Origin of the sequence: Pseudoalteromonas sp. T1lg122 (assembly GCF_002964825.1) — a bacterium.
GTDB lineage: Bacteria > Pseudomonadota > Gammaproteobacteria > Enterobacterales > Alteromonadaceae > Pseudoalteromonas > Pseudoalteromonas gelatinilytica.
In genome coordinates, this window is the sequence record NZ_PQCG01000007.1 from 610,934 (window position 1) to 634,388 (window position 23,455).

Annotated in this window: 25 protein-coding genes and 2 pseudogenes; 12 read left to right on the plus strand and 15 right to left on the minus strand. The window is 39.9% G+C overall.

Features of this window, described 5'->3' with window-relative positions:
* Window positions 1–318, plus strand: a pseudogene (locus C2M33_RS08210) (ribonuclease E); the annotation flags it as partial.
* A gap of 58 nt (window positions 319–376) precedes the next feature.
* Here the strand turns inward: C2M33_RS08210 and C2M33_RS08215 are convergent.
* From C2M33_RS08215 to yejK, 12 genes are all read right to left on the minus strand, one after another.
* Entirely contained in the window at window positions 377–1,243 is an 867-nt protein-coding gene (locus C2M33_RS08215; protein WP_105174219.1) for a PhzF family phenazine biosynthesis protein, read from the minus strand.
* Window positions 1,243–1,545, minus strand: a complete 303-nt coding sequence (locus C2M33_RS21180) for a GNAT family N-acetyltransferase (RefSeq protein ID WP_199776354.1) — start codon at window positions 1,543–1,545, stop codon at window positions 1,243–1,245. The genes C2M33_RS08215 and C2M33_RS21180 overlap by 1 nt, the downstream gene beginning before the upstream one ends.
* On the minus strand, window positions 1,545–1,754 hold the full coding sequence (locus C2M33_RS21185; protein WP_199776355.1) for a hypothetical protein: 210 nt from the start codon (window positions 1,752–1,754) through the stop codon (window positions 1,545–1,547). The genes C2M33_RS21180 and C2M33_RS21185 overlap by 1 nt, the downstream gene beginning before the upstream one ends.
* A 21-nt stretch (window positions 1,755–1,775) precedes the next feature.
* The gene (locus tag C2M33_RS21115; RefSeq protein WP_156503645.1) at window positions 1,776–1,940 is read right to left on the minus strand and encodes a hypothetical protein; all 165 of its coding nucleotides are present in this window, start codon (window positions 1,938–1,940) and stop codon (window positions 1,776–1,778) included.
* A gap of 105 nt (window positions 1,941–2,045) precedes the next feature.
* The gene (locus C2M33_RS08225; RefSeq protein ID WP_105174220.1) at window positions 2,046–2,498 is read right to left on the minus strand and encodes a hypothetical protein; all 453 of its coding nucleotides are present in this window, start codon (window positions 2,496–2,498) and stop codon (window positions 2,046–2,048) included.
* A 27-nt stretch (window positions 2,499–2,525) separates the two neighbouring features.
* Window positions 2,526–3,254: a hypothetical protein gene (locus C2M33_RS08230; protein ID WP_105174221.1), complete on the minus strand. Its 729-nt coding sequence runs from the start codon at window positions 3,252–3,254 to the stop codon at window positions 2,526–2,528.
* 135 nt (window positions 3,255–3,389) lie between these two features.
* Window positions 3,390–3,917 (minus strand): tellurite resistance TerB family protein, encoded by a 528-nt coding sequence (locus C2M33_RS08235; RefSeq protein ID WP_105174222.1) that lies wholly within the window; start codon window positions 3,915–3,917, stop codon window positions 3,390–3,392.
* 31 nt (window positions 3,918–3,948) lie between these two features.
* A complete protein-coding gene (locus C2M33_RS08240) occupies window positions 3,949–4,404 on the minus strand; it encodes a DUF3291 domain-containing protein (RefSeq protein WP_105174223.1) in 456 nt (151 codons plus the stop codon).
* Between the two features lie 179 nt (window positions 4,405–4,583).
* The gene (locus C2M33_RS08245) at window positions 4,584–4,808 is read right to left on the minus strand and encodes a hypothetical protein (RefSeq protein ID WP_062565251.1); all 225 of its coding nucleotides are present in this window, start codon (window positions 4,806–4,808) and stop codon (window positions 4,584–4,586) included.
* Between the two features lie 87 nt (window positions 4,809–4,895).
* Window positions 4,896–5,240, minus strand: a complete 345-nt coding sequence (locus C2M33_RS08250; RefSeq protein ID WP_105174224.1) for a hypothetical protein — start codon at window positions 5,238–5,240, stop codon at window positions 4,896–4,898.
* A 138-nt stretch (window positions 5,241–5,378) separates the two neighbouring features.
* Entirely contained in the window at window positions 5,379–5,756 is a 378-nt protein-coding gene (locus C2M33_RS08255; RefSeq protein WP_105174225.1) for a hypothetical protein, read from the minus strand.
* 129 nt (window positions 5,757–5,885) lie between these two features.
* Window positions 5,886–6,902 (minus strand): nucleoid-associated protein YejK, encoded by a 1,017-nt coding sequence (yejK, locus tag C2M33_RS08260; protein WP_063704888.1) that lies wholly within the window; start codon window positions 6,900–6,902, stop codon window positions 5,886–5,888.
* Between the two features lie 63 nt (window positions 6,903–6,965).
* On the opposite strand from yejK, the gene C2M33_RS08265 reads away from it, so the two are divergent.
* From C2M33_RS08265 to C2M33_RS08290, 6 genes and pseudogenes are all read left to right on the plus strand, one after another.
* A complete protein-coding gene (locus C2M33_RS08265; RefSeq protein WP_036967930.1) occupies window positions 6,966–7,178 on the plus strand; it encodes a DUF1414 domain-containing protein in 213 nt (70 codons plus the stop codon).
* Between the two features lie 5 nt (window positions 7,179–7,183).
* Window positions 7,184–8,677 (plus strand): DUF3413 domain-containing protein, encoded by a 1,494-nt coding sequence (locus tag C2M33_RS08270; protein WP_105174226.1) that lies wholly within the window; start codon window positions 7,184–7,186, stop codon window positions 8,675–8,677.
* A 75-nt stretch (window positions 8,678–8,752) separates the two neighbouring features.
* Window positions 8,753–9,232, plus strand: coding sequence for a DUF4124 domain-containing protein (locus C2M33_RS08275; protein ID WP_105174227.1), 480 nt, complete (start codon window positions 8,753–8,755; stop codon window positions 9,230–9,232).
* Window positions 9,233–9,328: 96 nt separating this feature from the next.
* Entirely contained in the window at window positions 9,329–11,053 is a 1,725-nt protein-coding gene (aceK, locus tag C2M33_RS08280) for a bifunctional isocitrate dehydrogenase kinase/phosphatase (protein WP_105174228.1), read from the plus strand.
* Window positions 11,054–11,069: 16 nt separating this feature from the next.
* Window positions 11,070–12,007: pseudogene (locus C2M33_RS08285) on the plus strand (LysR family transcriptional regulator).
* A gap of 185 nt (window positions 12,008–12,192) precedes the next feature.
* Window positions 12,193–12,636, plus strand: coding sequence for a ferritin-like domain-containing protein (locus C2M33_RS08290; RefSeq protein ID WP_063704876.1), 444 nt, complete (start codon window positions 12,193–12,195; stop codon window positions 12,634–12,636).
* Between the two features lie 310 nt (window positions 12,637–12,946).
* Here the strand turns inward: C2M33_RS08290 and C2M33_RS08295 are convergent, their stop codons facing one another.
* The 3 genes from C2M33_RS08295 to C2M33_RS08305 all read right to left on the minus strand — a co-directional run bounded on the left by C2M33_RS08295 (window position 12,947) and on the right by C2M33_RS08305 (window position 16,228).
* Window positions 12,947–13,576, minus strand: coding sequence for an HNH endonuclease (locus C2M33_RS08295; RefSeq protein WP_063704874.1), 630 nt, complete (start codon window positions 13,574–13,576; stop codon window positions 12,947–12,949).
* Window positions 13,573–14,997, minus strand: coding sequence for an AAA family ATPase (locus C2M33_RS08300; protein ID WP_063704871.1), 1,425 nt, complete (start codon window positions 14,995–14,997; stop codon window positions 13,573–13,575). Before C2M33_RS08300 ends, C2M33_RS08295 begins: the two co-directional genes overlap by 4 nt.
* 253 nt (window positions 14,998–15,250) lie before the next feature.
* Window positions 15,251–16,228: a catalase family peroxidase gene (locus tag C2M33_RS08305; protein WP_105174229.1), complete on the minus strand. Its 978-nt coding sequence runs from the start codon at window positions 16,226–16,228 to the stop codon at window positions 15,251–15,253.
* 290 nt (window positions 16,229–16,518) lie between these two features.
* On the opposite strand from C2M33_RS08305, the gene C2M33_RS08310 reads away from it, so the two are divergent.
* The 5 genes from C2M33_RS08310 to C2M33_RS08330 all read left to right on the plus strand — a co-directional run bounded on the left by C2M33_RS08310 (window position 16,519) and on the right by C2M33_RS08330 (window position 23,447).
* Complete coding sequence (locus tag C2M33_RS08310) at window positions 16,519–16,917, plus strand: ExbD/TolR family protein (protein ID WP_055021032.1); 399 nt, start codon at window positions 16,519–16,521, stop codon at window positions 16,915–16,917.
* Between the two features lie 139 nt (window positions 16,918–17,056).
* Complete coding sequence (locus tag C2M33_RS08315) at window positions 17,057–19,870, plus strand: TonB-dependent receptor (protein WP_105174230.1); 2,814 nt, start codon at window positions 17,057–17,059, stop codon at window positions 19,868–19,870.
* 48 nt (window positions 19,871–19,918) lie between these two features.
* Window positions 19,919–21,232 (plus strand): DUF5690 family protein, encoded by a 1,314-nt coding sequence (locus tag C2M33_RS08320; protein WP_105174231.1) that lies wholly within the window; start codon window positions 19,919–19,921, stop codon window positions 21,230–21,232.
* A gap of 11 nt (window positions 21,233–21,243) precedes the next feature.
* A complete protein-coding gene (phnX, locus tag C2M33_RS08325; RefSeq protein ID WP_105174232.1) occupies window positions 21,244–22,053 on the plus strand; it encodes a phosphonoacetaldehyde hydrolase in 810 nt (269 codons plus the stop codon).
* Window positions 22,053–23,447 carry an FAD-dependent oxidoreductase gene (locus C2M33_RS08330; protein ID WP_105174233.1) on the plus strand — a complete coding sequence of 465 codons (1,395 nt, stop codon included), beginning with the start codon at window positions 22,053–22,055 and terminating at the stop codon, window positions 23,445–23,447. Before phnX ends, C2M33_RS08330 begins: the two co-directional genes overlap by 1 nt.
* The last annotated feature ends 8 nt before the right edge of the window (window positions 23,448–23,455 follow it).

Here is a 23,455-nt window from a genome sequence, read left to right on the forward strand (position 1 = left end):
CAAGCTGAAGAGCCAGTGCAAGCTGAAGAGCCAGTGCAAGCTGAAGAGCCAGTGCAAGCTGAAGAGCCAGTGCAAGCTGAAAAGCCTGTTGCCGCTGTAGAACCTGCTAAAAATGAAAAAACAGTTTTAGTAAAAGGTTCAGCAAGCGCTGCGATGGCAAAACCAGCACCGGTTGCAGACAGTGAGCCAGAGCCAACACCAGCGGCTATGGCGCATGACAAGCGTACAGCTATTCCAGATAGCGGCCTTCGTGCAGGTTCAATTAAACCTGCTGGCAGAGCCCGTGCTGATATGGCAAAAACCTTAGCGGCTGATTAATTTAGTCGCTTAATAAAAAAGCCGCGTTTATAACGCGGCTTTTTTGTGTGTAATGCTTTTAAATAACAACCTGTTGAGTACCTAGGTGATTGGCATAGCCGCCCACAAGAACCTTATAAACACCCTGCTCATCCGAATAAACACTGGCAGAAATATGTGAACTGCATCCCATTGCTCGGCCTTGTTCAAACTTGAAATGTTTTTCTTGCTGTACAAATACGTGTTTTGATAAATAGCATGCAAGCGCACCACTGGCACTACCGGTTGCTGATTCTTCAGGTATTCCAACCAAAGGCGCAAAGTTACGACAACTCGCAGTAAGCTCACTTTGCTCTTCACATAATTCGAAGGCATGCACACCTATCACGTTATGCTGTAGGCAGAACTCGCTAAGCGCCACTTCATCGATAGTGATTTTATCTAAGTAGCCATTCGGCACAGCAACAATAATATCCGGCAATCCTGTAGTTATTACATCGATTGGCAAGCCTGTTTTTGCCAGTGTTGTTTCATCAAGCCCTAGTAAGCCTGCAAGGTCGTCATAAGCAAAGTTGCCAAGGTACTTTGGCAAGGCTTGCTCCATGGTAACTTGCCCATCTGCGGCAATTGTTACGCCTAACAAGCCCGCTTTTGTTCGCTGAGTGTAATAACCAGGGTTTAAGAAGCCCTGTTCAAAGAGCGTAGCAAACACCGCTAGGGTTGCGTGGCCACAAAAATCAACTTCTTCAGTTGTCGTAAAAAATGACACAGCAAAATCAACTTCATGATCTTGCGCAACAAATGCGGTTTCTGAAAAGCCAATTTCTTTTGCAATCGTCAGTTTTTCTGCGTTTGTGAGTTTATCTGCATTCAAAACGACACCTGCTGGGTTGCCCCCTGTATTATTTGCACTAAACGAGTTAACTAAAAATGCGGTTATTGTCATTATTGTATGCCTTGGTTTAAGTTAAATTTATAAAACAACATGCCATTTTCTTTAGATGCTTGCTCTTCAAAAGCTAACTTTTTTAAAAGCTTAATTGATGGTGTATTTGACTCATCAACACCTGCGATGAGCTTATGCCACTGTGACGAAGCGCCAACCAGATTGATAAAACCCTGCAATAACTCAAATGCAAGACCCTGCCCCCAATATTCCTCAGCTAACAAATAACCGATATGTGCATCATGCTTTTCGGTATAGATAAATAAAAGGCCAACAACTTCTTGTTGTTGAGATTGCAGCATTAGTAAACGGCACTCGTTAAGCATGTTAGCCAGCCACTTTTCGCAGCAGCAATAGAATCTATCCCCTGAAAATAACCAGGTAAGTTTGCAACTACAGCAGGGGTTAATATCGTTGGCAAGGCAATCGTTAATTGATGATGCTCAACCATTGACGAGCTTGCGTCTATTTCAATCACATTTAATCTTTTCGTAGTGAAAGATAAATTCATTTTTCATCACCCAGAAAAGCATTAGTTAAGCCATTTATTTGAAACAATTAAGATTGCAACACTAACGCTTATTACAGCAAATAAAAGACCGATAATCAGTTGCTGATATGCAATGAAAATCGAAAATCCAATAGCAGCACCGATACAAAAAATTAGCCCAGTATTAGCTTTGTTACGTTTTATCATGGTCGTGTCCCTTATTTAGCTGTTGCTTTATTCCTAGTACTCATTTTTTACATTACTTCTGCCCTGAATATCCATGTTGCTGCAAGGCAAAATTATTAAATGAAGTTACTTTTCTATGACCTCTAGTTCATCGTATTCATATTTAGAAATCTTTATTGCATAGGCTTTACTGCGCCACTTACTTCTCGACTCAGCGGATACATTTGCATGATCTAGCGTTGTTTTAATCATAAGTAAGAATGAATCATCATGTTCTACAAAACTAACGTATTGCCAGCCTTTGGATTTTGGTAATTCAAATAAGGCTGGAACTTCGTAAAGATCGCCTGTATTTACTGATATGAATAACCTAGCATTTGGGCAAGTTTGATATTCACCATCACATTCAGTCTGCGACTCCCAGCTTTGAATGACCCTAATTTGCGGGAAAGATTTATTCTTATAAAGCACTTCCATAGAAGAAAATATAAAGCTAAGTTCAGTATTAGACAGCTTCTGAACCGATTTAGCCTGACAGCTTGACGCAAGCATTAACAACACTAGAATCTTGTACTTCATATAATCAACCTTGTTATTCGGTATTCATTACTGTTTCGGTAAGTCAGGGTCGAGCTTCCCGCCTTCGTTGATATAAACGCTGTCCTTTATCAATTCCGACAAGTACTCAGCATAACCTTTTAACTCAGGATCAGTCACCGATTTCAATGCTGTTTCCAAATCGGCCCAGTAACTTACAGTTTTATTTTGCTCTGCAAACTGCTTTGAGTAGTTCGTCGCCAAATAAAGGTATTCAAGTCGTTTATATCCATCTAAATCTCCATTTAGGGCATGTTGAATCTCTTGAAATGCTCTAGCTCGATAGCTATTTGCCTTATTAAGGTTACCTAAAGACTGCTGCCAACGAGCAAGGATTCTTAGCAACTTATTTTTAAAAAATTCATCTTTTTCGCGAAGTGCGTATGTTTGCTCGAGCAAAGCTAACTTTTGCTCGAGAGTTGGCTTCGAAATGTGTTGAGACGCAAGAAATTCCGTTATTCTCTCAATTTCTGCGGGTTTAAGTTCGTCAAAATCACCAATTAAAGCTATAAAACCCGATGTCTCGCAAAACCAAATGCCATTTCTATCCGTATGCGGCCAAAACACCTGATCGTATTTTGATGGCCAGCTGTAAATATAACCACCATAGCTTGCAGGCTCAGCAACCGCACATTTTGCACCTTTAACGATTGGGTCATCTACTTCTACCTCTCCCCACGTTGTTGAGTTAGCAAAAGATGATAAAACCAATAAAGCCACTGATAACTTTTTTTTCATAAAAACTCTCTTATAAACATCTTTAAAAATTAGATATGTTGTTACATCTTCACGATATTCACTAGAACGTTTCAAAATCAGTTAAGGGGTTATAATTGTCATTTTAATTTTCTGCTGGTTGGTTTTATGGATGAATTACCACTTGCCTACGGCCTCCCGAGGACATGCATTTTTTATCTCTGTGACAAGTTTTCTTTGCTGAGCCGTCGGTTCACCTTCAACATTCGCTACCTCATCGACGAGATAACAAATTGAAGCTGCTTGCTCTTTTGTTACTTTATCTAAGCATCGCTCAATTACTTTGTGAGGTTTATCGTAAACGTCGCTAGTATGCCCTAATAAATGCGCACTTGAGCGTAATAAATCAGTTGCTTCTTTCATAGTTAAATGAAATTCGCTATTAAAAAGCGATAGGATTTTTTCTTTTTGTTCTTTACTCATTTCACCGTCTATTTTAGCCACTGCGACCATATATAACGCAGCTACATCCATGGGTGAATCTAACTTAAATGCAGGATTTAAATCATGGTGTTTTCTGAACTTGCGACGTCGGTGCCAGCTAAAAGGATTCAACCAACCAATATCTACCCCCCCTTCTTGAAGTCGATTCAGTAACACCAAAATGGTCACAACAATACCTAAAACACCTAATACAACATGCATAATTTTTCCTTATTTTTATTGCAGTCTATTGTTATTTATATTTTTTAAATTCTTCAACCGTAAAATTACTTTTAAATGTAAAAGCATAGGGTGTGTCGCCGTTATCTCGCAGATATTGCAACCTTTCTAATGCCTCTTGAGGTGTTGGAATATGGTTATCTTCAACCCACCATAAAACATAGCTATCTTCTGATAAGCGCTGAAACCATTCACCTTTCCTGCGCATGAAATCTCTGTGATGTGTGCGAAACATAAAATTTTTAAGATCTTCAACGCTTTCCCACACCGACATATTGATTATTATATTCGGATCATCAAACAATTTAATATTGGTGGCATCGCCTGATTCGTCTTTTAATCGCCATACAAAACCTACACTGTTTTCAGCAACGCCATTTATTAAATCAAGATTATCAACAAAATCTTTTATTTCTGGGGCATCTAATGGATATTTAGCAAGAGCGATATTCAGTTGGGCAAGTTTCATTTATGACTCTCCTTAGCCATCGGGGGAATTTGTACCTTTAATGTTTTAAAACTAAGCGATACTGAAGGAAAAGAAAAGCATTTTTACGCCTTCCACTATTCGAATTTTTATATTAACCATGCTTAAAACCATCAGTAGATGTTTTACTAAATCAATGATGGCAAATGGAACTACTTTATCTAATCTCCGCCACCGCAATCACCGCCGCCGTCAGAACATGAACTGTCTGATAAACTAAAGCTACTCCCAGTAGAGGAGCTTCCACTTGATGGCGATTTTCTAGAAATGCCTATCCCTAATAACAAAATACCCACGACCAAGGCTGGCCATGCAAAAGCTAAATGATGATCATTAAAAATATTAACAATACCAATCACAATTAAAAATATGGCTAAAACAATCATACTGAATATCCTTTTTCTATTTTGAAGCTAAGAAAACATCGTTGCTAATTTCTCTATAAAAGCAAAGAAAATATTAGAAGTAAATTTTTACTTTAGCTTAGGTAAATCGATTTGAAATTCTAAAGCTGTAAATTCATCTCTAGTGTAAGGCCCAAAAACAAACTCATTATGTTCTGCATATTTATGATCGTTCACTTTATCAATATAAAAGTAAGAACAGATATTTTCAGGGCAAGCCAAAACCGAAATGTATTTATCGTTTGACGCAATCAATTTAGGTTCATCTATACGTCCAATGAATGCACCTTCACCAAGCGAGTAGCCTAACTTTTTTGAGTTATCAGTAAAATAGACTTGATATGGAGGCTCTTCCCAAAGCGGTGAACAACCAAGAACAAGCAGTGATATGAATAATAGAAGTTTCTTTGTCATTATTATGCGAGCTAATTTTTGTTGTTATTTAACCAATCAAAAGACTTCTCTAAGAACGAATGAGCATCATCCAACACCAGTGTACCATGTGTTACAAGCTTCTTAGCGTGCCAACCTAACATGGTATTAAGATGGCTTTTAATCCGTAATCTCTTGGCATATAAGTTTGAACTTTGCTTTTTTAAAGCGACTCATAAAAGAGAATAAATAAATTAACTGACCATATTCATCCATTGTTGATTCTCTGTTAGATACACCAAGCCAATGCTGGTAAAAACCATCGAAGTCAGAATAAGCAATTTCTTTTGAGAACCCTTCTACTAGCCAACAATGAGCTACATCGACTAAATCAAGATTAATTGTTTGCCTTATACCTAAACCGAGCATTGCAAGCAATAATTTGAGCTCTTCTAAATTATTCAGGCATACAGATTCTTGCAACTCAAGCCGTGACTCTAAGTTATTTAACATATTAATATCTAAACTATTTGCCGCTACAAAACTATAGTAATGCAATGTTTCTTCCTTGTAGTAGTAATAATGTTTTAAAGTACCTAAAACTAAAAAGCCCAGCAACTGCTGGGCTATAAAAAGAGTATTTATCAGCTTATCGCTTAAAACTTAGAGCTTTAAGCTTAAGCAAGATTAACTTTCTTCTTGCTCCATAAAGCGCTGTAGCTGATCTTTAAGATTAGGTGGAATACCTTTGATCACAAGGGTATCGGTTGCTTCGTTATACATTACGCGCTCACCTAAGTGTTTACGTTCAAAGCTCACGCTAACACCGCCGCCCATACCTGAGAACTTCACCATGCTGGTAACTGTTTTCTTATCAACCGGGAACGACTCTTCTAAATCGTAGTTTTGTTCTTGGCAAAAACTTTCAAATGGGCTGTCGTCATTTTTCGATAAGGTTGCAGAAAGTTCTTTCACGTTGGCATCTTCGCCTGTAGTTACGCAATCATTACAATAATCAAATACTTGCTTACGTAGCTCGTCTTTCTCTGACTTGTCGTATTGTTGCTCAGATAAGTAGTCTTCTACGGCATTCAGCATAACTTGGCTTTGCTGTTTAGGGTCAATACCCTCTTCGCAGCCTAAAAAGTCTAAAAAGAAGTCTGCTACTTTACGACCCGCACGGCCTTTTATAAACGACACATAGCGATTATCTTCTGGTTGTGCATCCCACGCTGTTAAATCAACTCGTGCTGCTAATTGCATACGCGAAATATCTAAGTGACGTGATGACGCTAAATCAAGCTCAGAAGTAATAGAGTAATGCTCTTTAATATTGATCATTGCGATTAATAAATAGTCGCTGGCAACATATTGATAATGGCAAAAAACTAAATAACCCGTTTCGTTAAAGGCATACTTATTTAACTCTTCTTTTAATACATTCGTTGCTTGCTCTGTCATGTGCCAAAAGCCAAGTTCGTCGTTACGGTAGCTTTGCATAGCCGAAGCAACGATGCTGTTTTTCTCGCCGTTGAAAGCACAGTAACCTTTACCCGGTTTACCATTATAAGCATGGTGTAACTGCTCGATAAAAACGGCTACTTTATCATTAACAACCATCTCATCATTGCGTAAATGAATTTCTGTATCGTCATCTTTTTTGTCTACATAATGAACGACTAATTTTTTAACATCTATTGTCATCTTTGTTTTTCACGCCTCTGGTGTTAAAATACGGGAATATAACTCTTTTTATTGAACCAACTGATGCCTATCATATCAAAATATTCTAATGAGCAAGTAGAACAAATCGTTGATCAGCTGATTGATGTACTAACAGAGCACAAAGCGCCTGTTGATTTAAGCCTTATGTGTTTAGGAAATTCTATCACGCATATTTTAAAAGAGCATGTACCATCAGAGAAAAGACAAGCTGTTGCCGACAACTTTGCAAAAGCATTAGCACAGTCGGTTAAATAAGATTTATGAATTTATCGCAACAAAGTCAGTTTTCTTCAAAAGTAAGTCAGCTTTTAAGTTGGGGCCATTGGTTCACCTTTGCAAACATAGGTTTAGTGCTATTTATTAGCTTAAGCTACTTGGTTGCAGACAGTGCACCGACTACCTTCATGGGCTATGTATACATGCTCGTGACTTGGTTAAGTCACACCAGTTTTATTACTTTTATTGCCTTTGTTTTAACGATATTTCCATTAAGCTTAGTGTTTCCATACCCTCGGCACATCCGAGGGATGGCAGCTATAATCGCCACCCTTGGGGCGTCATTGTTAACACTTGATGCCTATGTGTATTTCAACTTGGGTTATCACTTAAATACATCTGCCCTGCCCGAAATTGTTTCTTTGTTATGGCATCGCTTAACAAGCTCACCTGCATTAACAACGATTTTAGCGGGCGGTATTGTGCTGCTAATTTTAGCGTTCCAATTATTAGTCAGTAATTACACGTGGCACCACCTAGCGCGCTTAAAGCAATATAAGTTCCCGCGTTATGCAACTAGCACTATTTTAGTGTGCTTTGCACTTAGCCACAGTATTCATATTTGGGCTGATGCGAATTTAAAATTTGATATCACAAAACAAGATAACGTTCTGCCTTTGTCATACCCTACAACGGCAAAAAGCTTATTAGCTAAAAACGATTTGCTTGATATCGAAAGTTATAAAGAAGCACACGATGTGAGGCTTGACCCACATAATATTGATTACTTAGCTCCCACTCCACTTGCTGAATGTAAAGCAGAGTCGAGTGCCACGATTGATATTTTAGTGTTTGAAAACAATGCAGCTCTTGAGCAATTTGTTGCTACTGAACCTGCGCTACGTAAAACTGATTTGTTCTTACAACCGGTTGAAGCCGAAGACACCTTATTTAGCATAGTGTATGGCCTACCAGCATTTTACAAAGCACCTATTTTAGATAAGCAGCAACTGCCTGTTTGGCTTGCAGATAATCGTTCAATTCAAATTAATGGCTTTGAACAATTTGAATTTATAAATAACGACGACGCAAATCCTGCTGTACGTCTTGTACGTGCAGACGCAACAACAAAAGCGCGCGGATCTGCCAATGCCGTGTTTGCCTTTAGCCTTGCTAAACAAAGCAACGGCATTGTTACAGCCTCGCGTTTATACAGCTCAGATAAAAAAGTTGTGCAAACCGAAGGCCTTATTCAGCCAAGCGATATTATCGCCACCAGCGTTGGCCATTATTTAGGCTGCAAAACCCTTGCTAAACAAAGCATGTTAGGCAGTAACTTATACAAGCGCCACGACGACACAGGTGTTAATTACTCGCAAAATGTGTTCATCGCATTTAAAAAAGACAGAATTACCCTGATTGATTCAGATGGTAACTTTAAAAACATTTCAGCAGCACAAGGCTTTGCCATTGAACAAGGGCTCGATATTCCGTTCTTAGTGCAAAGCATTAAAAAGCTGAAGCGATATACGCCCTAGCTCTTATTGATAAATCATTATTTCGAGCTAGCTTTAGATATTAGACACCTTATTTGATTAGGAGACACGGACGTCATGAAAGCCATAATCATTTATCTAATATCAATAGTTCTACTTTGTTTTACTAACACCTTAAACGCTGCCAGCACAGAATACTATAAATGTGTCACAGACAGAGGCACGGTATTTAGTGAGTTCCCCTGTGGTAGCCGTGCTACCAAACATAAAATTCAAGTAACCGACCCTGACTTACAAGCACCACAAAACTTTGTTAAAGAGCTCAACGAGCTTGAGCGTCAGCAAATTATCAGAAACCTCGAAGCTGAAATACGCAGCTATAAGTATCGTTTAGATATTTTAAGCCGCGAACGCGATAGAGCCCAATATCAACAAGAACAGCGCTTAAATCGAATTTTATCTGACAAAGAAGCTAAGCAAATTAGTAAAGACATCAACAAGCAACTTAAAGCGATTAATAAGCAATACGGGCGCGACGTTAAAAGCGTTAATAAAAAACTCGCAAATCTTGAGAAAAAACTCGCTCGCTATAATTAAATGCATTTTACTATTGGGTTTGAAGAATAAATAACATATTCTTAACACCAATAGAGTTATTGCTCTATGCCGTTATGATTGGCAGAAGGAGTTTATATGCAGCCACAACACATTGCAGAGTTAATTTTATCTGGGTTTCGCAATCACTATAAACTCTTTCAAGCGATTACCGCCAAAGCCCCCTCAGCGTTTGCACAGCGTGATTGGCAAAAGATTAATGAGATAAGTAAGCTAAGAATTAGCCATTACGATGATCGGGTTAACGAAACAATTGCCAAGCTCAAATCGCTCAACGAACAGCAAATTATTACCTTAGATCAAACCTGCTGGCTCGAAACCAAACAGCTCTATCAGCAATTTTTGCGTTTTCACCCTCAAGCAGAACTTGCCGAAACCTTTTACAACTCTGTTTTTTGTCGTTTATTCCACCGTCGCTATTTTCACAATGACTTTATCTTTGTCAAAGCCACACTTGCAGATGCGCCTGCACTGCCTATGGAGGCAGAGTACCGCAGTTATCACCCCGTTGTTGATGGTTTAAGACCGACCATACGCAAAATTATTAATCAGTTTGATTTTAAAGCGCCCTTTGTTGATTTAGAACGCGATATTCGTTTACTTGTTAAGGCGTTTTATAAACAAGCCCCCGACACACACCATCAAGCGTGGCAAATGCGCTTTGATATACTGCAAGCGCCGTTTTACCGTAACAAAGCCGCCTATATCGTTGGCCGCGTGGTGTCAGAAAGTGGCGTACAACCATTTATTATTGCGGTGTTACACCATGAAGACAAAGGGCTATACCTTGATGCCCTACTTACCAAATCATCGCAAATGCGGGTTATCTTTGGTTTTGCGCGTGCTTACTTCATGGTTGAAACCCATGCGCCATCTGCGTTAGTGCGCTTTTTAAATCAACTTATGCCAAATAAAACACTGGCTGAGCTATACAACGCAATAGGCTTTCATAAACAGGGTAAGACCGAGTTTTACCGAGAGTTTTTAAGTCATTTAGATCATTCAAACGATCAGCTCGTAATTGCCCCTGGTACACCGGGGATGGTGATGATGGTATTTACCCTGCCTTCGTTTGGCTATGTATTTAAAGTGATTAAAGACACCTTTGGTGAAAGCAAACCCTTTGGCCGTGATACCGTATTAAAACGCTACCAATTAGTAAAAAGCCATGACCGTGTTGGCCGCATGGCCGATACCATAGAGTATTCGAACGTCGTATTTCCACTGGCTCGATTTGATAGTAAATTGCTTGCAGAGTTACATAAAACGATTGGCTCTTCGATGATTATTGAAGGCGAATGGCTAATCATTAAGCATTTGTATATTGAAAGACGCATGACACCGTTAAATCTGTATCTTGAAAATGCCAGTGAGCAACAAGCGTTTGAGGCGATAGAAGAATACGGCCAAGCATTAAAAGAAATGATCGCCGTTAATATTTTCCCAGGCGACATGCTGTTAAAAAACTTTGGGGTAAGTAAACACAATCGCGTTATCTTTTATGACTATGATGAGGTTCAATACCTAACCGACATGAACTTTCGTGCCTTACCAAAAGCCAAGTCGTACGATGATTACTTAACCAATGAGCAAAGCTACTCTGTGGCACCACAAGATGTGTTTCCAGAGCAATTATGTACCTTTGTGACAGCAAACCCGGTGTATAAACAATATTTATTGAGTACACACCCAGAGCTTGAAGATCCAGCCTATTGGCGACAAGCACAATACAATTATAAGCAAGGTGTAGTTAGCCATATTTATCCATACCCTGCTGCACAACGATTTATCCATTATTGGTAAACACCAAGGACACACAATGAATATAAGTAAAATAGATTTAAACTTACTTGTTTACCTAGATACTTTACTAAGGGAATGTAATGTCACTAAAGCTGCTAACCAGCTAAGCATTACCCAACCTGCCATGAGTAATGGCCTAAAAAGACTCCGTAATTTATTTAACGACCCTATTTTAGTGCGTACCAGTGAAGGTATGGTACCAACGGAGCGTGCAAAAGAGCTTCAGCCGGTGATCCGCGGCATTTTAATGACCCTTGAAGAAACACTTGCCCCAAATCGCGAGTTTGAAGCATCACAAAGTAAACGTGTTTTTCGTATCATGGCCAGTGACTATGCAGCAAGTACCCTTGCCCCACGCTTGTTAAGTAAATTACACGAAGAAGCCCCCGATACCACACTCGATATTTTGACCCCCAGTGATGTCACCTTCCACGAGTTGAAAACGGTAAAGTGGATATGGCTATCAACCGCTTCGAAAACTTACCGCAATCGTTTCACTACAAACAGATTTGGAAAGACAGCTTTTGTTGCCTAGTAAAAGCAGATAACCCAATCATCAAAGAATTTAGCCTAGATAGCTATTTAAAAGCGCGCCATATTTGGGTAAGTAAAACCGGGTTTGGTGTAGGTGTGGGCATGGACCCTAAAGATGTGCAAAAACTAGGTTGGGTCGATGAGGCGCTCGCTCACTTTGGCAAACACCGTAATATTGCCACGTTTACTCGTAATTACCACGTAGCCATTCACTTAGCGAAAGAGCAAAACTTGGTTGCAACGCTGCCTTCAAAAGCGGCGAATATTTATTTAGACGATCCAGGCCTTAAAATTCTTGAGCCGCCATTCCCTATTCCGCCATTTGAGCTAGATATGATTTGGAGCCCGCTATTACATCGTGATGCAAGCCATATTTGGTTACGCCAAAAGGTTGCTGAAGTAGCCGAAGAGCTTAAGTAAGATTTTACCAACCAGATTGTAATTATTGCTGATAGGCCAAGCGTTAACTTAGCTTATCAGCATCCCCCTCCGGTTAAAAATCCATAACCGCATGAAATATAATAACTTTATATTTAAGTAATGAACTGGAATATGCTTTGCAAGTAACTTATTGCATTGTTTTTAATATTCAAAAAGAGGTCATTATGAATACTCATCAAGGACACGACGTTCATCATATTGCAGATATCATTCAAGTTATGAATAGCGGTATCGATTTTTATGAAAAAGCTCAGGAAAAAGTAACCGACCCAAGCATTATTGCCTTATTTCAACGCATGATAGATGCCCGCAAAGTCAGTATCGAGCGCTTACAGCCCTATGCTATTAATGAAACAGGCCACAGAGAAAATGGCTCTGATTTTGCTGTAGAAGCGCGTAAAGCCTATACATCGCTAATTACCAAACTCGGTGCCGACAAAAACGCCACCTATGTTAGCGAACTTGAAGAAGTTGAAGATAAAACACTAGCAGAAATCAAACATGCGCTAAAAAAACCACAACCCCATGATTGTGAAGCCGCGTTATCAAAAACCCTGCTGACAATTCAAAGTTGTCATGCTGAAATGAGTAAAATGAAAAAGCATTAAATTGTGAGAGTGCAAAGCCCAGTTAAGCTGGGCTTTTATCTGTTTATATGAACTGTTTATTTTTTATCTAGATTTAGCCTCTTGGTTGTAACTTCATTAGACATACAACTAGGAATTAATTTACCATTCGAAGTACGTTCTTTGCCGAAGTTCGGCTAAGTGCCAATTACTGTCCATCAAGCACAACTCGTTTTTGCCCCATTTCGTGCTGGAGAAAGTAAATGCGCCCCGTTTAACTTCAAGAGTTTTTCATAGATTTTTTAATACCAAACAACTTTTCGGATACAATCAGTTAAGAGTGCAACTCAGACTAACTTAGTGCGTTGATTTTGCCTTGTAACATTTCGATGGCAAGCTGTAAGTTTTCTTGTCTCTGGTCATCAGCAGCTAAACGCAATACAGCTTGGATGATTGGGTCAACCTGTGTTCGGCCTCCCTCTTCGTGGTAGCGTAACAACCCACACACTTCGATGGTTTTCCATCCTTTACCATGCTTGTCCCCCTTATACCTATAGGTTATTCCAGGCACCAGTGCGGTGATGTGGTCTTCGTACCTATCGTAGTGTGCATGGACGATAGTGTAATTCGATGACCGAGTGGGGAATTTGTTATAAGTAGGGGATTTGGTAATTAACGATGTACCTTTGTATCCATTACATTCTTTACAGGAGACACAGAGGTTCTCTGGGTGAAACATCCACTTATCAAAATTGTTTTTGTGCATGATATGTTCTAAATCCCAATCCCCACCATGCAAGGAAGGTTTGTGAACCTTACAATAAGCACAGCAATATTCTTGCTGTTCGATGTAATGTCGTTTCATTCTAGTTTTGAGTTCTGTCACCGCAGGATCCGCCCATTTTTCATTAGGGGATAAGTTTTTTTCCAACACGCTTGTGATGATCGCTTCGTCATCTTCGTTCAGAACAAAAGGGGTCATAGATACCCTCCTGCCAACAAAGTTGAGCGCATAATTCCCAGTAAGACTCTGACTTTATCGTGTTCTTCCAATTGAGATTCAAAGCTCAATAGCCAATTCGCAGTTATTAACGCTTCTTCGGAAGGGTTTTCTGTCTTACAGACAGAATCCAAGACCTCAATAATTTGAGTAATCAAATATTCATTGTTATTGCCTGGATTATGGAACAACGTCGCCAACTGATAATCTGCAGAGCGCTCTTTATGAGGGCGAGCATCAATTAACTTGCGATTAACCATATCGTACACGCAACTATTTGAAGCGGAGATGTCTGATACAATTAAGGGAGAGTGCGTTGCGATAAGAAAATGGCACCCTTGATAGCCTGAAAATGAGTCCCTAAGAATTTCTACAAACTTCTCTTGCCATTGCGGATGAAGGCTGATTTCAGGTTCATCGATGCAGATCAGTGCATCATCTTCTATAGAAGAAATAATACCCAAAAAGAGCAGGAACAAGCATTGCTCGCCAGAACTACGCTTAGCTAAGCCCGTCAGAGGTACATCTGATATATCAAGATCGTCTACATAATTTGAGGGACTTTTTGTGTGACGAACTGTCTCAAGATTTTCTAGCTCAATAAGTCCAGCCCTAAGCAGCGTTGAAACCACATGACGATCAATGTCAACGCCAGAAAAGATCTCTTCGTGTTTTCTTAAGTGTTTTAATGTAAAAACATTGCGATCTAAAGAAAGAAGGAATTCTGGTTCTTTGTAGATTTCTTCACAATATTGGATTAGCCCAAGGATTTCTTCTTGTTCATATTCTTCTAGGGCTTCCTTCAGTATCAGAGCTGTTTTTGGCTGTAATTGTTGGCCATTTTGCAAATTTGTAAAGTCATCGCTAGAAATAGCCACATTAAAACGCAAACGCAATAAACCACCAAAATCGAACTTATGCAGGAAATTTGTTAACGCAACAAGTTTTCTCGTTTCAAATTTTTCATTGCCCAATAATTGTTGAATTGCTTTCGACGCGATACGTGTTGAAGGTGCTTGAAATGGTGAATAAGGTTTAGAACCTACGTAGGCATAAAACCCGTTTTGTTGAATGTCCTTTTTGTTCTTCCATCTTTGTTGGAACTTTTCAAATTGACTCGTTGACGCTGCAATCAATTTTTTTGGTAAAGGAAGGCCGAACCTTTCTCCTAATAGACTCCACTGAGCAGAATATTCATTTACATCACGGACTGCTGTAGCTACGTTAGGCTTGTCGCTATTGAGCAACTGAGAGTACATTTCTTGATAATAAGCACAAGTATCAACTAATAGCTGCGTTTTTCCACACCCATTATTTCCTATTATTACAGTAAAAGCGTTCTCTTCAGTTGAGCCCAAATGCCAAAGCTCATGATTTGCGATGGTATTAACTCTGAATCCCATGTGATTATCCACACTATCCGATTGTATTAATATGGAATTTCTCACATATAAGTTAGTAAGTATAGTTGTTGAGGCATGTTGGCAGTCAATTTTACGTTAGCCATACTTCTAGTTATTCGTCATGAACTAAACTAGTAAAGTCGCTAACACGCTTTTGTCCAAAAACGAGTTTATCTTTCAGTCTGCTTCTCGCTCGTACACACCTGTCAGGTTTATTAATTCCTTTTAATCAGACCTGACAGATACTTAAGATTTATTGCCCCGTTAAACGCTTCGCAAATGAAATTGCATAGGCTGTTGAGCGTAATTTAAGTACTTTGTCATCACTTGGCATAAAGCCTTTAGACAACAGGTTTGGGTCATAATTTGTGAGGTCGCAACCTGATTCACCTGTCGATTCTATGGTGAGCTTTCCTAATTCAATTGTTTTGCGATCCGCAGGCCAGCGAACTGAAGGGTCAGTTAATGTATCACCCGGCTCAGCTAATTCAGCTTGAAAACGATAATGCACCTTCCCTTTTGCTAAATCTTCTTCAAGTCGCTTAGCCAGAAAAGATTTAGGGAAGGTTTTCATTTGCTCTTCTGTTAGCACCTGTTCTGGCTCTTCTGGCACCATGGTCCATCTAAAGGCATGTTTAGCGCCCTTTTCATCAACCATGTAAAAGGTATGCACACCAAAATAACGCGAAGACACATACGATGCTGGCGGGTTATGGCTTTGTAGCCAATTAAATTGCCCTAAGGTACTCGGGTTTTGCTCTCTGTATGCTTTTACTTTTGCAAAATCGATTTGCCCTGTTTTCTCGTCCGGTAATAAGGTACTTAGTAAACCGAAAAACGCTTCTGGGCTGTTGCCTGCAAATACTGGCGTACTTAGCCCTGCAATATTGTGTACATCACCATTTTCTAGCACAAACTGCACCCCCATTCCGCGTGGAGAACGTGATGTTTCATCAGCATTAGGGTTACCCCCGCCCATAGAAAAGCGAATATTTGCTTTTGACGGTGCGTTAAATAAAGGGCTAATTGAATACTGCTTTGCTGCTTGATTAGGTGTAAATGTGCCGACAGCGCACACCCCTTTGGCGTGACCTTTTCTGTAGCCTGGTTGTTTTCCTGACAGCTTTTCAAATAAATTAATAAAATCTTGCCCGTTTACTGATTGCTCAGCAAAACTTGCTGTCGGTAAAACAAGACACATTGCACAAACTAAAGACGTAACTTTTTTCATTTATCCATCCTTTAAACTTAGTTCCAACAAAAGTGACCAGATACACTTCGAAATGATTTCATCAAAGCTAATAAATATTTTTTACCAACAAAAACGCTACAAACATTTAATAAACTTAGAATATTTATTTAACTACCATTTTTTTAAAAGCTGCTAACTTTAAATTTAGGATCCTAAAAACTGCTGTGGCGCCCAGCATTTTAAAAATAATCCGTGGTATTAATCACGACTATGGCTAGTCCACTTAATCGTAAATTTTGTGGCTTGGTCAAAACAACAAGGACCTAATTATGGTGAAACAACATAAAAAAACCACTGCAAACGCTGATGTAGATATGACCCCTATGCTTGATATTGTGTTTATCTTGCTTATATTCTTTATCGTCACAACCTCGTTTGTTAAAGAGCGCGCTATTGAAGTGAATCGCCCTTTAGCAAAACCAAGCCTTGAAAACCCTAAAAAACAAGCGCAATTCACTATCACTGAAAACGACAGTATTTATTTTGCAAACCGGCTTATCACACCAGAGCAGATAATCGCTAACCTTGCGTTATTTGCCGCACAATTTGAAATGACCAATGTGCAAGTAACCGCAAGTGAGCAAAGCAGCCACAAAACCTTGGTCACCTTGCTTGATAAAATAAAACAATATCAAGATGTGCCAATTTCTATAAGCACGTCTTTATAACTTATCTCAAAGGGTCATTTGACCCTTTTTTAATATTAAAAATAAAAAACCGTCACATCTTTGTAAAAAAGCCTCTCTATGATTGTCTGCAGCAAATCTGGTCTAGTCCAGATTAATTTAAAAATAAGAGGCTCAACAGATGATTAAACGACGTACACTCAGCACAGCTGTTTTTTTGTGCAGCTACCCATTTTTATCAGCGCATAGCGCTTTTGCCACTGATGCAAAAATTAAAGGCTCTATCACAGATCATAGTAATCGCTTGCCAGGTGCTTTGGTTAAAGTCGTTGGCACAAATCAATCTACGGTGACTGATTATGACGGTAAGTTTGAGCTTGCTAAATTAGATGCAGGTCACTACCAACTTGAAGTTTCGTATATGGGTTATAGCAGCCAGATTGTTGATGTTGAGATAAGCAACAATGAGGTTAAATTACTCTCTCCTATTGTGATGGATAATTCAGCTAACACCATTGAAGAAGTCGTTGCTGTTGGTCAAATTCAACGTGGTGAAATGGCTGCGGCCAATAGCCAAAAAAATGCTAAAAATATTAAAAATGTAATTTCGGCTGATGGCATTGGTAAGTTGCCAGACCGTAACGCAGCTGAAGCAGTTCAACGCATTCCTGGTGTTTCTATAGAGCGCGATCAAGGCGAAGGCCGATTTGTTGCTGTTCGCGGCTTACCTGCCCAGTGGAGCTCTGCAACAATCAATGGCAACCGATTACCAACTGCAGAAGAAGAAACCACCAGCCGCGCCACTGCGTTTGACTTTTTCCCGAGTGAGCTTATTGAATTTGTTGAGGTATCAAAAGCATTAACGCCAGAAATGGAGGGAGATGCTATTGGTGGTAACGTTAACTTTATAACCAAAAAAGCACCTGATGATTTTGTATTTAATGCCAATTTAGCACTCGGTCAAAATGAACTAGCTGATGGAAATAACTACTCTGCCAACTTACTTTATGGCGATCGCATCTTAGATGACAAATTAGGTTTTTTAATTAACGCAACAGCTTGGCAACGGGACTGGGCAACAGATAACTTTGAGCCTCGTAGAGGAAATGATGGTTTAGGAATTTATCGTTTAGAGCTAAGAGATTACACCGGAACTCGTGAAACTTACGGTTTAAATGGTTCTGTTGAATACCAGCTAGAACAAGGCAGTATTAGTGCGAGTGCCATGTACGGCACACTAATCGACGATGAAACGCACTATAAGCATCGTATGCGTTTTGATAAAGACAGAGCAGAGCTACAACATATAAGAAATGAGCTCATAACAGAAATGACTGGCTTTGAGTTTGCTGGTGAGCATTTCTTTGGTTACGACAAAACATTAAATTGGTCTTTATCTAGCTATGAAAACGAATTTAGGTATGGCAACACGCCTAACAGCGAAGATAACAGTTATTTTGTAGTTCGATTTGACCAAAAAAATGTCGGTTACGAAGGCCTTGAAGACAGAGATACAGGCAAAAACTACGCTTATAACACGATTGATGGTGGCTCAGATCCATGGGACCAAATCAGCACTCATCTACCAAGTGGCTTTTCGTTTGATCCAAGCCAAATGGGCTTATCGTGGGTCGAACTATATAAAATTAAGGTGAATGAAAAAGATAAAATTGTTGCCGCTTTAGACTTTGAGTGGCAACTCAACAGCGACCTTATTGTTAAAGTAGGTGCAAAATACCGCGATAAAGAACGCGTTGCTAGGTTCAGCGATGAATTTTATGCATGGGATACTGAAAACTATGGCGCAGCCCCTACTCTGAGTGATTTTACATTAGCGGACCAACCGGGCCGAAGTGACTATTTAAGCGAGCTTTCTTACGATTATCAAAGTCAGTTTTCGCAAGTTGCAAGTACTGATGACTTAGCAAATTTTTGGAATAACAATAAAGGCAAGTTTGTCCTTGATAAGAGTGAATCTGCTTTAATCGAAAATGGTGGAGCACTTGGCAGAAACTTTGATGTTAATGAACAACATGCATCTTTATATGGTATGGCAACATATACCATTAACGCTAATTGGGAAATGCTAACAGGTCTTCGTTTAACTCAAACAGACACCGAAGTTGACGGTTATATTTACCTTGCAGATGAAGATAAAGTCGAAAGCGTTAAAGCAAACAATGACTACTTGTCTGTGTTACCTGCATTGCATTTAACCTACCACCCTAACAGCCAAACCAATTATCGACTTGCATTAACTCGCTCTTTTGCTCGTCCTGACTTTGGCTCATTAACGCCAGGGGCGACTTACTTAGAAGCAGACAACGAATTAACTTCTGGTAACCCAAATTTAGAGCCGACTTATTCAAATAATGTCGACTTAATGGCTGAATACTTCTTTGACCGCTTAGGGTTAGTTTCTCTGGGGGTATTTTATAAAGATATTACCGATCCTATTTTTCAAAGTAGCTCTATAGGAGAGTTCGGCAATAATACTGGGGTTAATATTATTCGCCCTGAAAATGGCGATAGTGCATGGCTTGCAGGCCTCGAGGTCGCGTTCAATCGTGATTTAGGGTTTATTACACCTGAACTAAATAACTTTGGCATCATGGCTAATGCAACATTCATGGATTCAGAAATGACGATTCCTGGTCGCGCAGACAAAGTCTCAATTCCTCGCCAAGCAGATAGTCTCTACAACTTTACGGTGTATTACGATAACACACATTTTGCAGCTCGATTAGCCGTTAACTTCAAAGGTGAATACATTGAAGAGCATGGCAGCAGCAAACAATTTGACAGCTATTATGGCGACAATACAAGCGTTGATTTTACGACGTCATATCAGCTTAACGAAAACGCATTAGTCTACCTCGAACTGAATAACTTAACCAACGAGCCTCTTAAATACTACCTAGGCGATGAAAGCCGTCCTCTACAAGTAGAGTACTACGGTGTACGCGGCATGGTTGGCTTTAATTATCAGTTCTAATCAGTCTTTGAGTTGTATGCGGGGCCATTGCCCCGCAAAGGATACCTAATGTTTTCACACCCTAATTGGCTTAAACGTGCCCAAGGAACCGGTTTTGTGTTATTTGCAGCCAGTGCTGCATTTCTCACTTACTTTTCTATGTACGCATTTCGTAAGCCATTCACTGCAAATAGTTACACTGAATTCGACGATCCGAGTTGGCAGGTAAGCTTTAAAATTGCACTGATTTTGGCGCAAGTTTTTGGCTATTTATGCGCTAAATTTATTGGCATAAAAGTTATTTCAGAGATGCAGCATCAGCAACGAGGTTTAACAATTATTGGCCTTATTGCCGCTGCAGAAATATCGCTGGTGTTATTTGCTATCACTCCGATTGGGTTAAATGTTATTTGGCTATTTTTTAATGGCCTCTCACTAGGCATGATTTGGGGACTTGTTTTTAGCTTTCTTGAAGGAAGAAAAACCAGTGAAATTCTAGGCGCAATTTTGAGTGTCACATTTATATTGGCATCAGGCCTTGTTCGCAGTGTAGGCAAATGGCTTATTGATACACTAAATGTACCTGAGCTATGGATGCCTGCAGCGACAGGTGCGCTATTTTTCCCGCTGCTATTGTTTAGTGTTAAATGCTTAACCCTAATTCCAGAACCAACAGCAGAGGACGAACAAGCAAGACAAAAACGCTTACCTATGGATGGCAAAGCACGTTGGCAATTTTTTAAACAATATTGGTTTGGTATTAGCTGCCTCATTTTAAGCTTTATGCTGTTTACTGGTTTCCGTGATTTCCGTGACAATTTTGCAGCTGAAATTTGGCAAGCTCTTGGCCATGGTGAAGAACCTGCCATTTTCGCCTACGCTGGGATAAGAATGTCATTTATTGTCCTTATCGCATTAGGTGCGATGGTTTTGGAAAAAAACAACAAAACCGCATTTTATGTCAATCACGGCTTTATTTTATTCGGTGCCGCTTTGTTATTGTCGAGTACCTTTGCTTTTGAAGCTAACTTGATATCCGCAAAAGCGTGGATGGTATTACTTGGTTCAGGTCTCTATATCAGTTACATCCCGTATAACTGTTTTCTATTTGACCGAATGATTTCAGCCGTTGGCTCCGTCGCTAATGCTGGTTTTTTAATTTATCTTGCTGATTCTGCAGGCTACCTTGGCTCTGTCAGTATTTTACTGTACAGAACATTTGCGATGCCTGAGCTCAGTTGGCTTAACTTCTTTATTAACGCTTGTTACTTAGTTGGCATTGTAGCCGCCGCTTTAGTTGCATGTTCACTGTGTTATTTCACAGTACGTTTGTCCCCTATTCGAACTCATCACTCAAAACAGGTTGTGACCTGTAACAATTAAAAGAGAATCTTATGAAAAACATAGAAGCTATCATTTTAGATTGGGCTGGAACTGTCGTAGATTATGGCTCAGTTGCACCCACCACCATTTTTGTTGAAGCATTTAAACAAGCTTATGAGTTTGAGATTTCACTTTCAGAAGCGCGTATTCCAATGGGTATGGGAAAATGGGATCACATTGCCACACTTGGAAAGTTGGAGTCAGTTGCTTCACGCTGGCACTCTCAGTTTGGCCGAGCAATGTCAGAAGCAGATATTGATCACATCTATCAAACTTTTATGCCATTGCAAAAAGCAAAAGTAGCAGACAGAGCAATCCCTATTCCTGGTGCGCTTGAAGTGATCAATCGCTTAAAACAGCAAAACATCAAAGTAGGCAGTTGTTCGGGATACCCTCGCCAAGTTATGGAAGTGTTAGTCAGTGCCGCTGCAGACTATGGTTATCAACCGGATCATTGGGTAGCAAGTGATGACCTTAAAGCCGGCTCTCGCCCTGGCCCTTGGATGGCTCTTGAAAATGTAAATGCTTTAGGCATTAAAAAAGTCGCTAACTGTATAAAAATTGATGACTCTGCCCCCGGCATCGAAGAAGGTTTGAATGCCGGAATGTGGACAATTGGCCTCGCATTAAGCGGTAATGCGGTTGGCTTAACAGAGCAAGAGTGGCAAGCTTGTAGTGCTGAACAAAAGCAACAACTGACACGCCAAGCATACCAAAGCTTGTACTCTGCAGGTGCACATTTCGTGGTCGACTCACTGGCTGATATTGAAACTGTTCTAATGCAGATTGATGCCAAACTAAGCCGAGGGGAGCGCCCATAATGCAGTTTCAACCTTTTTGGTTTGATAACGCAATGCAAGAGGAAGCCTATGCGCTTCCTCTTTCATTACCCACAAAGCACCATTGCGATGTATGTATCATAGGTGGGGGTTTTACTGGTCTTTGGACTGCTATCAAACTCAAGCAGCAACAAGCTAATTTAAAAGTTACCATCATTGAAAAAGGCTTTTGCGGGCAAGGTGCATCAGGGAGAAATGGCGGTGCAATGTTAACTTGGTCAACTAAGCTGCCCAGTTTAAGTAAGTTAGTTGGTCTCGAAAAGGCACTGTTTTTAGTCAAAGAGTCTGAGTCAGCGGTTCATCAAATTGCAGAGTTTGTTCGTCAGCACGGTATTGACTGCGATTGTCGAATTGATGGCTGTTATTACACCGCCTCAAATGAAGCACAAAAGCACTTGTTAACCCCCGCAATTAAAATGCTTGAGGATAATAATCTTAATGCGTGGCAACACCGTGATACTCAAACACTCATCAATACAGGATCAGCCGCCAATATTAGCGGTCATTATTCACCTCATGGTGGTAGTATTCAGCCGGCAAAATTAGTTCGTGGTTTAAAAAAGGTCGCTGAAAGTTTAGGCGTTAAAATTATTGAACAGTGCCAGTACAAAGCACATAGTGGACAGTCCCCTCTAAATGTTGAAACAAACCAAGGTAATATTTGTGCTAATCATCTTGTATTTGCCGTTAATGCGTGGCTCCCTAACCTAAAACCGCAGTTTCAACGCAATATCGTGCTGGTTTCAAGCGATATGGCAATTACTAAACCGATGCCTGAAACCCTTGCGCATTTAAGTCTCAATCATGGCGCTGCAATAATAGACTCCCGTATTTTTGTAAACTATTACCGCACCACTACTGATGGTCGATTAATGCTAGGCAAAGGCGGAAATTATTTTAGCTTCGCAAACAGAATGAGTGATAAATTTGAGCAGCCGAGTCGCTATCAAACGCTAATAAATAACTCTTTATCACACTTTTTCCCTAACCATAATTTTGAAATTGATCGAACTTGGACAGGCCCTTCTGACCGAAGTGTCACTGGCTTCCCGTTTTTTGGACATTTGAATAATCAAGCAAACGTTATCTACGCCGGGGGTTATTCTGGTAATGGCGTCGTACAGTCTTTTTTAGGGGCAAATATTCTGTCTGCTTTAATCTTAAAAAATGAACCTGTTTGGCAACACTGTGGCCTTGTAAATCAAACATTAGACAACTTTGTGGTTGAACCATTTCGAACTGTCGGCGCTTACCTAATTCGTAATGCAATTCGTCGTAAAGAACGAGCAGAAGACAATAACACGCATGTAAATCCAATAGATACGTATCTTGCCAGTCTCATAGGCAGTGCAGGAAAAGTTGATATGAAATCGTAGAGCTTTTT

Excerpts from the sequence above, each read along its gene's own strand:
- C2M33_RS08215 (WP_105174219.1), bottom strand. The coding sequence starts at position 1,243 with ATGACAATAACCGCATTTTTAGTTAACTCGTTTAGTGCAAATAATACA.
- C2M33_RS21180 (WP_199776354.1), bottom strand. The coding sequence starts at position 1,545 with ATGCTGCAATCTCAACAACAAGAAGTTGTTGGCCTTTTATTTATCTAT.
- C2M33_RS21185 (WP_199776355.1), bottom strand. The coding sequence starts at position 1,754 with ATGAATTTATCTTTCACTACGAAAAGATTAAATGTGATTGAAATAGAC.
- C2M33_RS21115 (WP_156503645.1), bottom strand. The coding sequence starts at position 1,940 with ATGATAAAACGTAACAAAGCTAATACTGGGCTAATTTTTTGTATCGGT.
- C2M33_RS08225 (WP_105174220.1), bottom strand. The coding sequence starts at position 2,498 with ATGAAGTACAAGATTCTAGTGTTGTTAATGCTTGCGTCAAGCTGTCAG.
- C2M33_RS08230 (WP_105174221.1), bottom strand. The coding sequence starts at position 3,254 with ATGAAAAAAAAGTTATCAGTGGCTTTATTGGTTTTATCATCTTTTGCT.
- C2M33_RS08235 (WP_105174222.1), bottom strand. The coding sequence starts at position 3,917 with ATGCATGTTGTATTAGGTGTTTTAGGTATTGTTGTGACCATTTTGGTG.
- C2M33_RS08240 (WP_105174223.1), bottom strand. The coding sequence starts at position 4,404 with ATGAAACTTGCCCAACTGAATATCGCTCTTGCTAAATATCCATTAGAT.
- C2M33_RS08245 (WP_062565251.1), bottom strand. The coding sequence starts at position 4,808 with ATGATTGTTTTAGCCATATTTTTAATTGTGATTGGTATTGTTAATATT.
- C2M33_RS08250 (WP_105174224.1), bottom strand. The coding sequence starts at position 5,240 with ATGACAAAGAAACTTCTATTATTCATATCACTGCTTGTTCTTGGTTGT.
- yejK (WP_063704888.1), bottom strand. The coding sequence starts at position 6,902 with ATGACAATAGATGTTAAAAAATTAGTCGTTCATTATGTAGACAAAAAA.
- C2M33_RS08265 (WP_036967930.1), top strand. The coding sequence starts at position 6,966 with ATGCCTATCATATCAAAATATTCTAATGAGCAAGTAGAACAAATCGTT.
- C2M33_RS08270 (WP_105174226.1), top strand. The coding sequence starts at position 7,184 with ATGAATTTATCGCAACAAAGTCAGTTTTCTTCAAAAGTAAGTCAGCTT.
- C2M33_RS08275 (WP_105174227.1), top strand. The coding sequence starts at position 8,753 with ATGAAAGCCATAATCATTTATCTAATATCAATAGTTCTACTTTGTTTT.
- aceK (WP_105174228.1), top strand. The coding sequence starts at position 9,329 with ATGCAGCCACAACACATTGCAGAGTTAATTTTATCTGGGTTTCGCAAT.
- C2M33_RS08290 (WP_063704876.1), top strand. The coding sequence starts at position 12,193 with ATGAATACTCATCAAGGACACGACGTTCATCATATTGCAGATATCATT.
- C2M33_RS08295 (WP_063704874.1), bottom strand. The coding sequence starts at position 13,576 with ATGACCCCTTTTGTTCTGAACGAAGATGACGAAGCGATCATCACAAGC.
- C2M33_RS08300 (WP_063704871.1), bottom strand. The coding sequence starts at position 14,997 with ATGGGATTCAGAGTTAATACCATCGCAAATCATGAGCTTTGGCATTTG.
- C2M33_RS08305 (WP_105174229.1), bottom strand. The coding sequence starts at position 16,228 with ATGAAAAAAGTTACGTCTTTAGTTTGTGCAATGTGTCTTGTTTTACCG.
- C2M33_RS08310 (WP_055021032.1), top strand. The coding sequence starts at position 16,519 with ATGGTGAAACAACATAAAAAAACCACTGCAAACGCTGATGTAGATATG.
- C2M33_RS08315 (WP_105174230.1), top strand. The coding sequence starts at position 17,057 with ATGATTAAACGACGTACACTCAGCACAGCTGTTTTTTTGTGCAGCTAC.
- C2M33_RS08320 (WP_105174231.1), top strand. The coding sequence starts at position 19,919 with ATGTTTTCACACCCTAATTGGCTTAAACGTGCCCAAGGAACCGGTTTT.
- phnX (WP_105174232.1), top strand. The coding sequence starts at position 21,244 with ATGAAAAACATAGAAGCTATCATTTTAGATTGGGCTGGAACTGTCGTA.
- C2M33_RS08330 (WP_105174233.1), top strand. The coding sequence starts at position 22,053 with ATGCAGTTTCAACCTTTTTGGTTTGATAACGCAATGCAAGAGGAAGCC.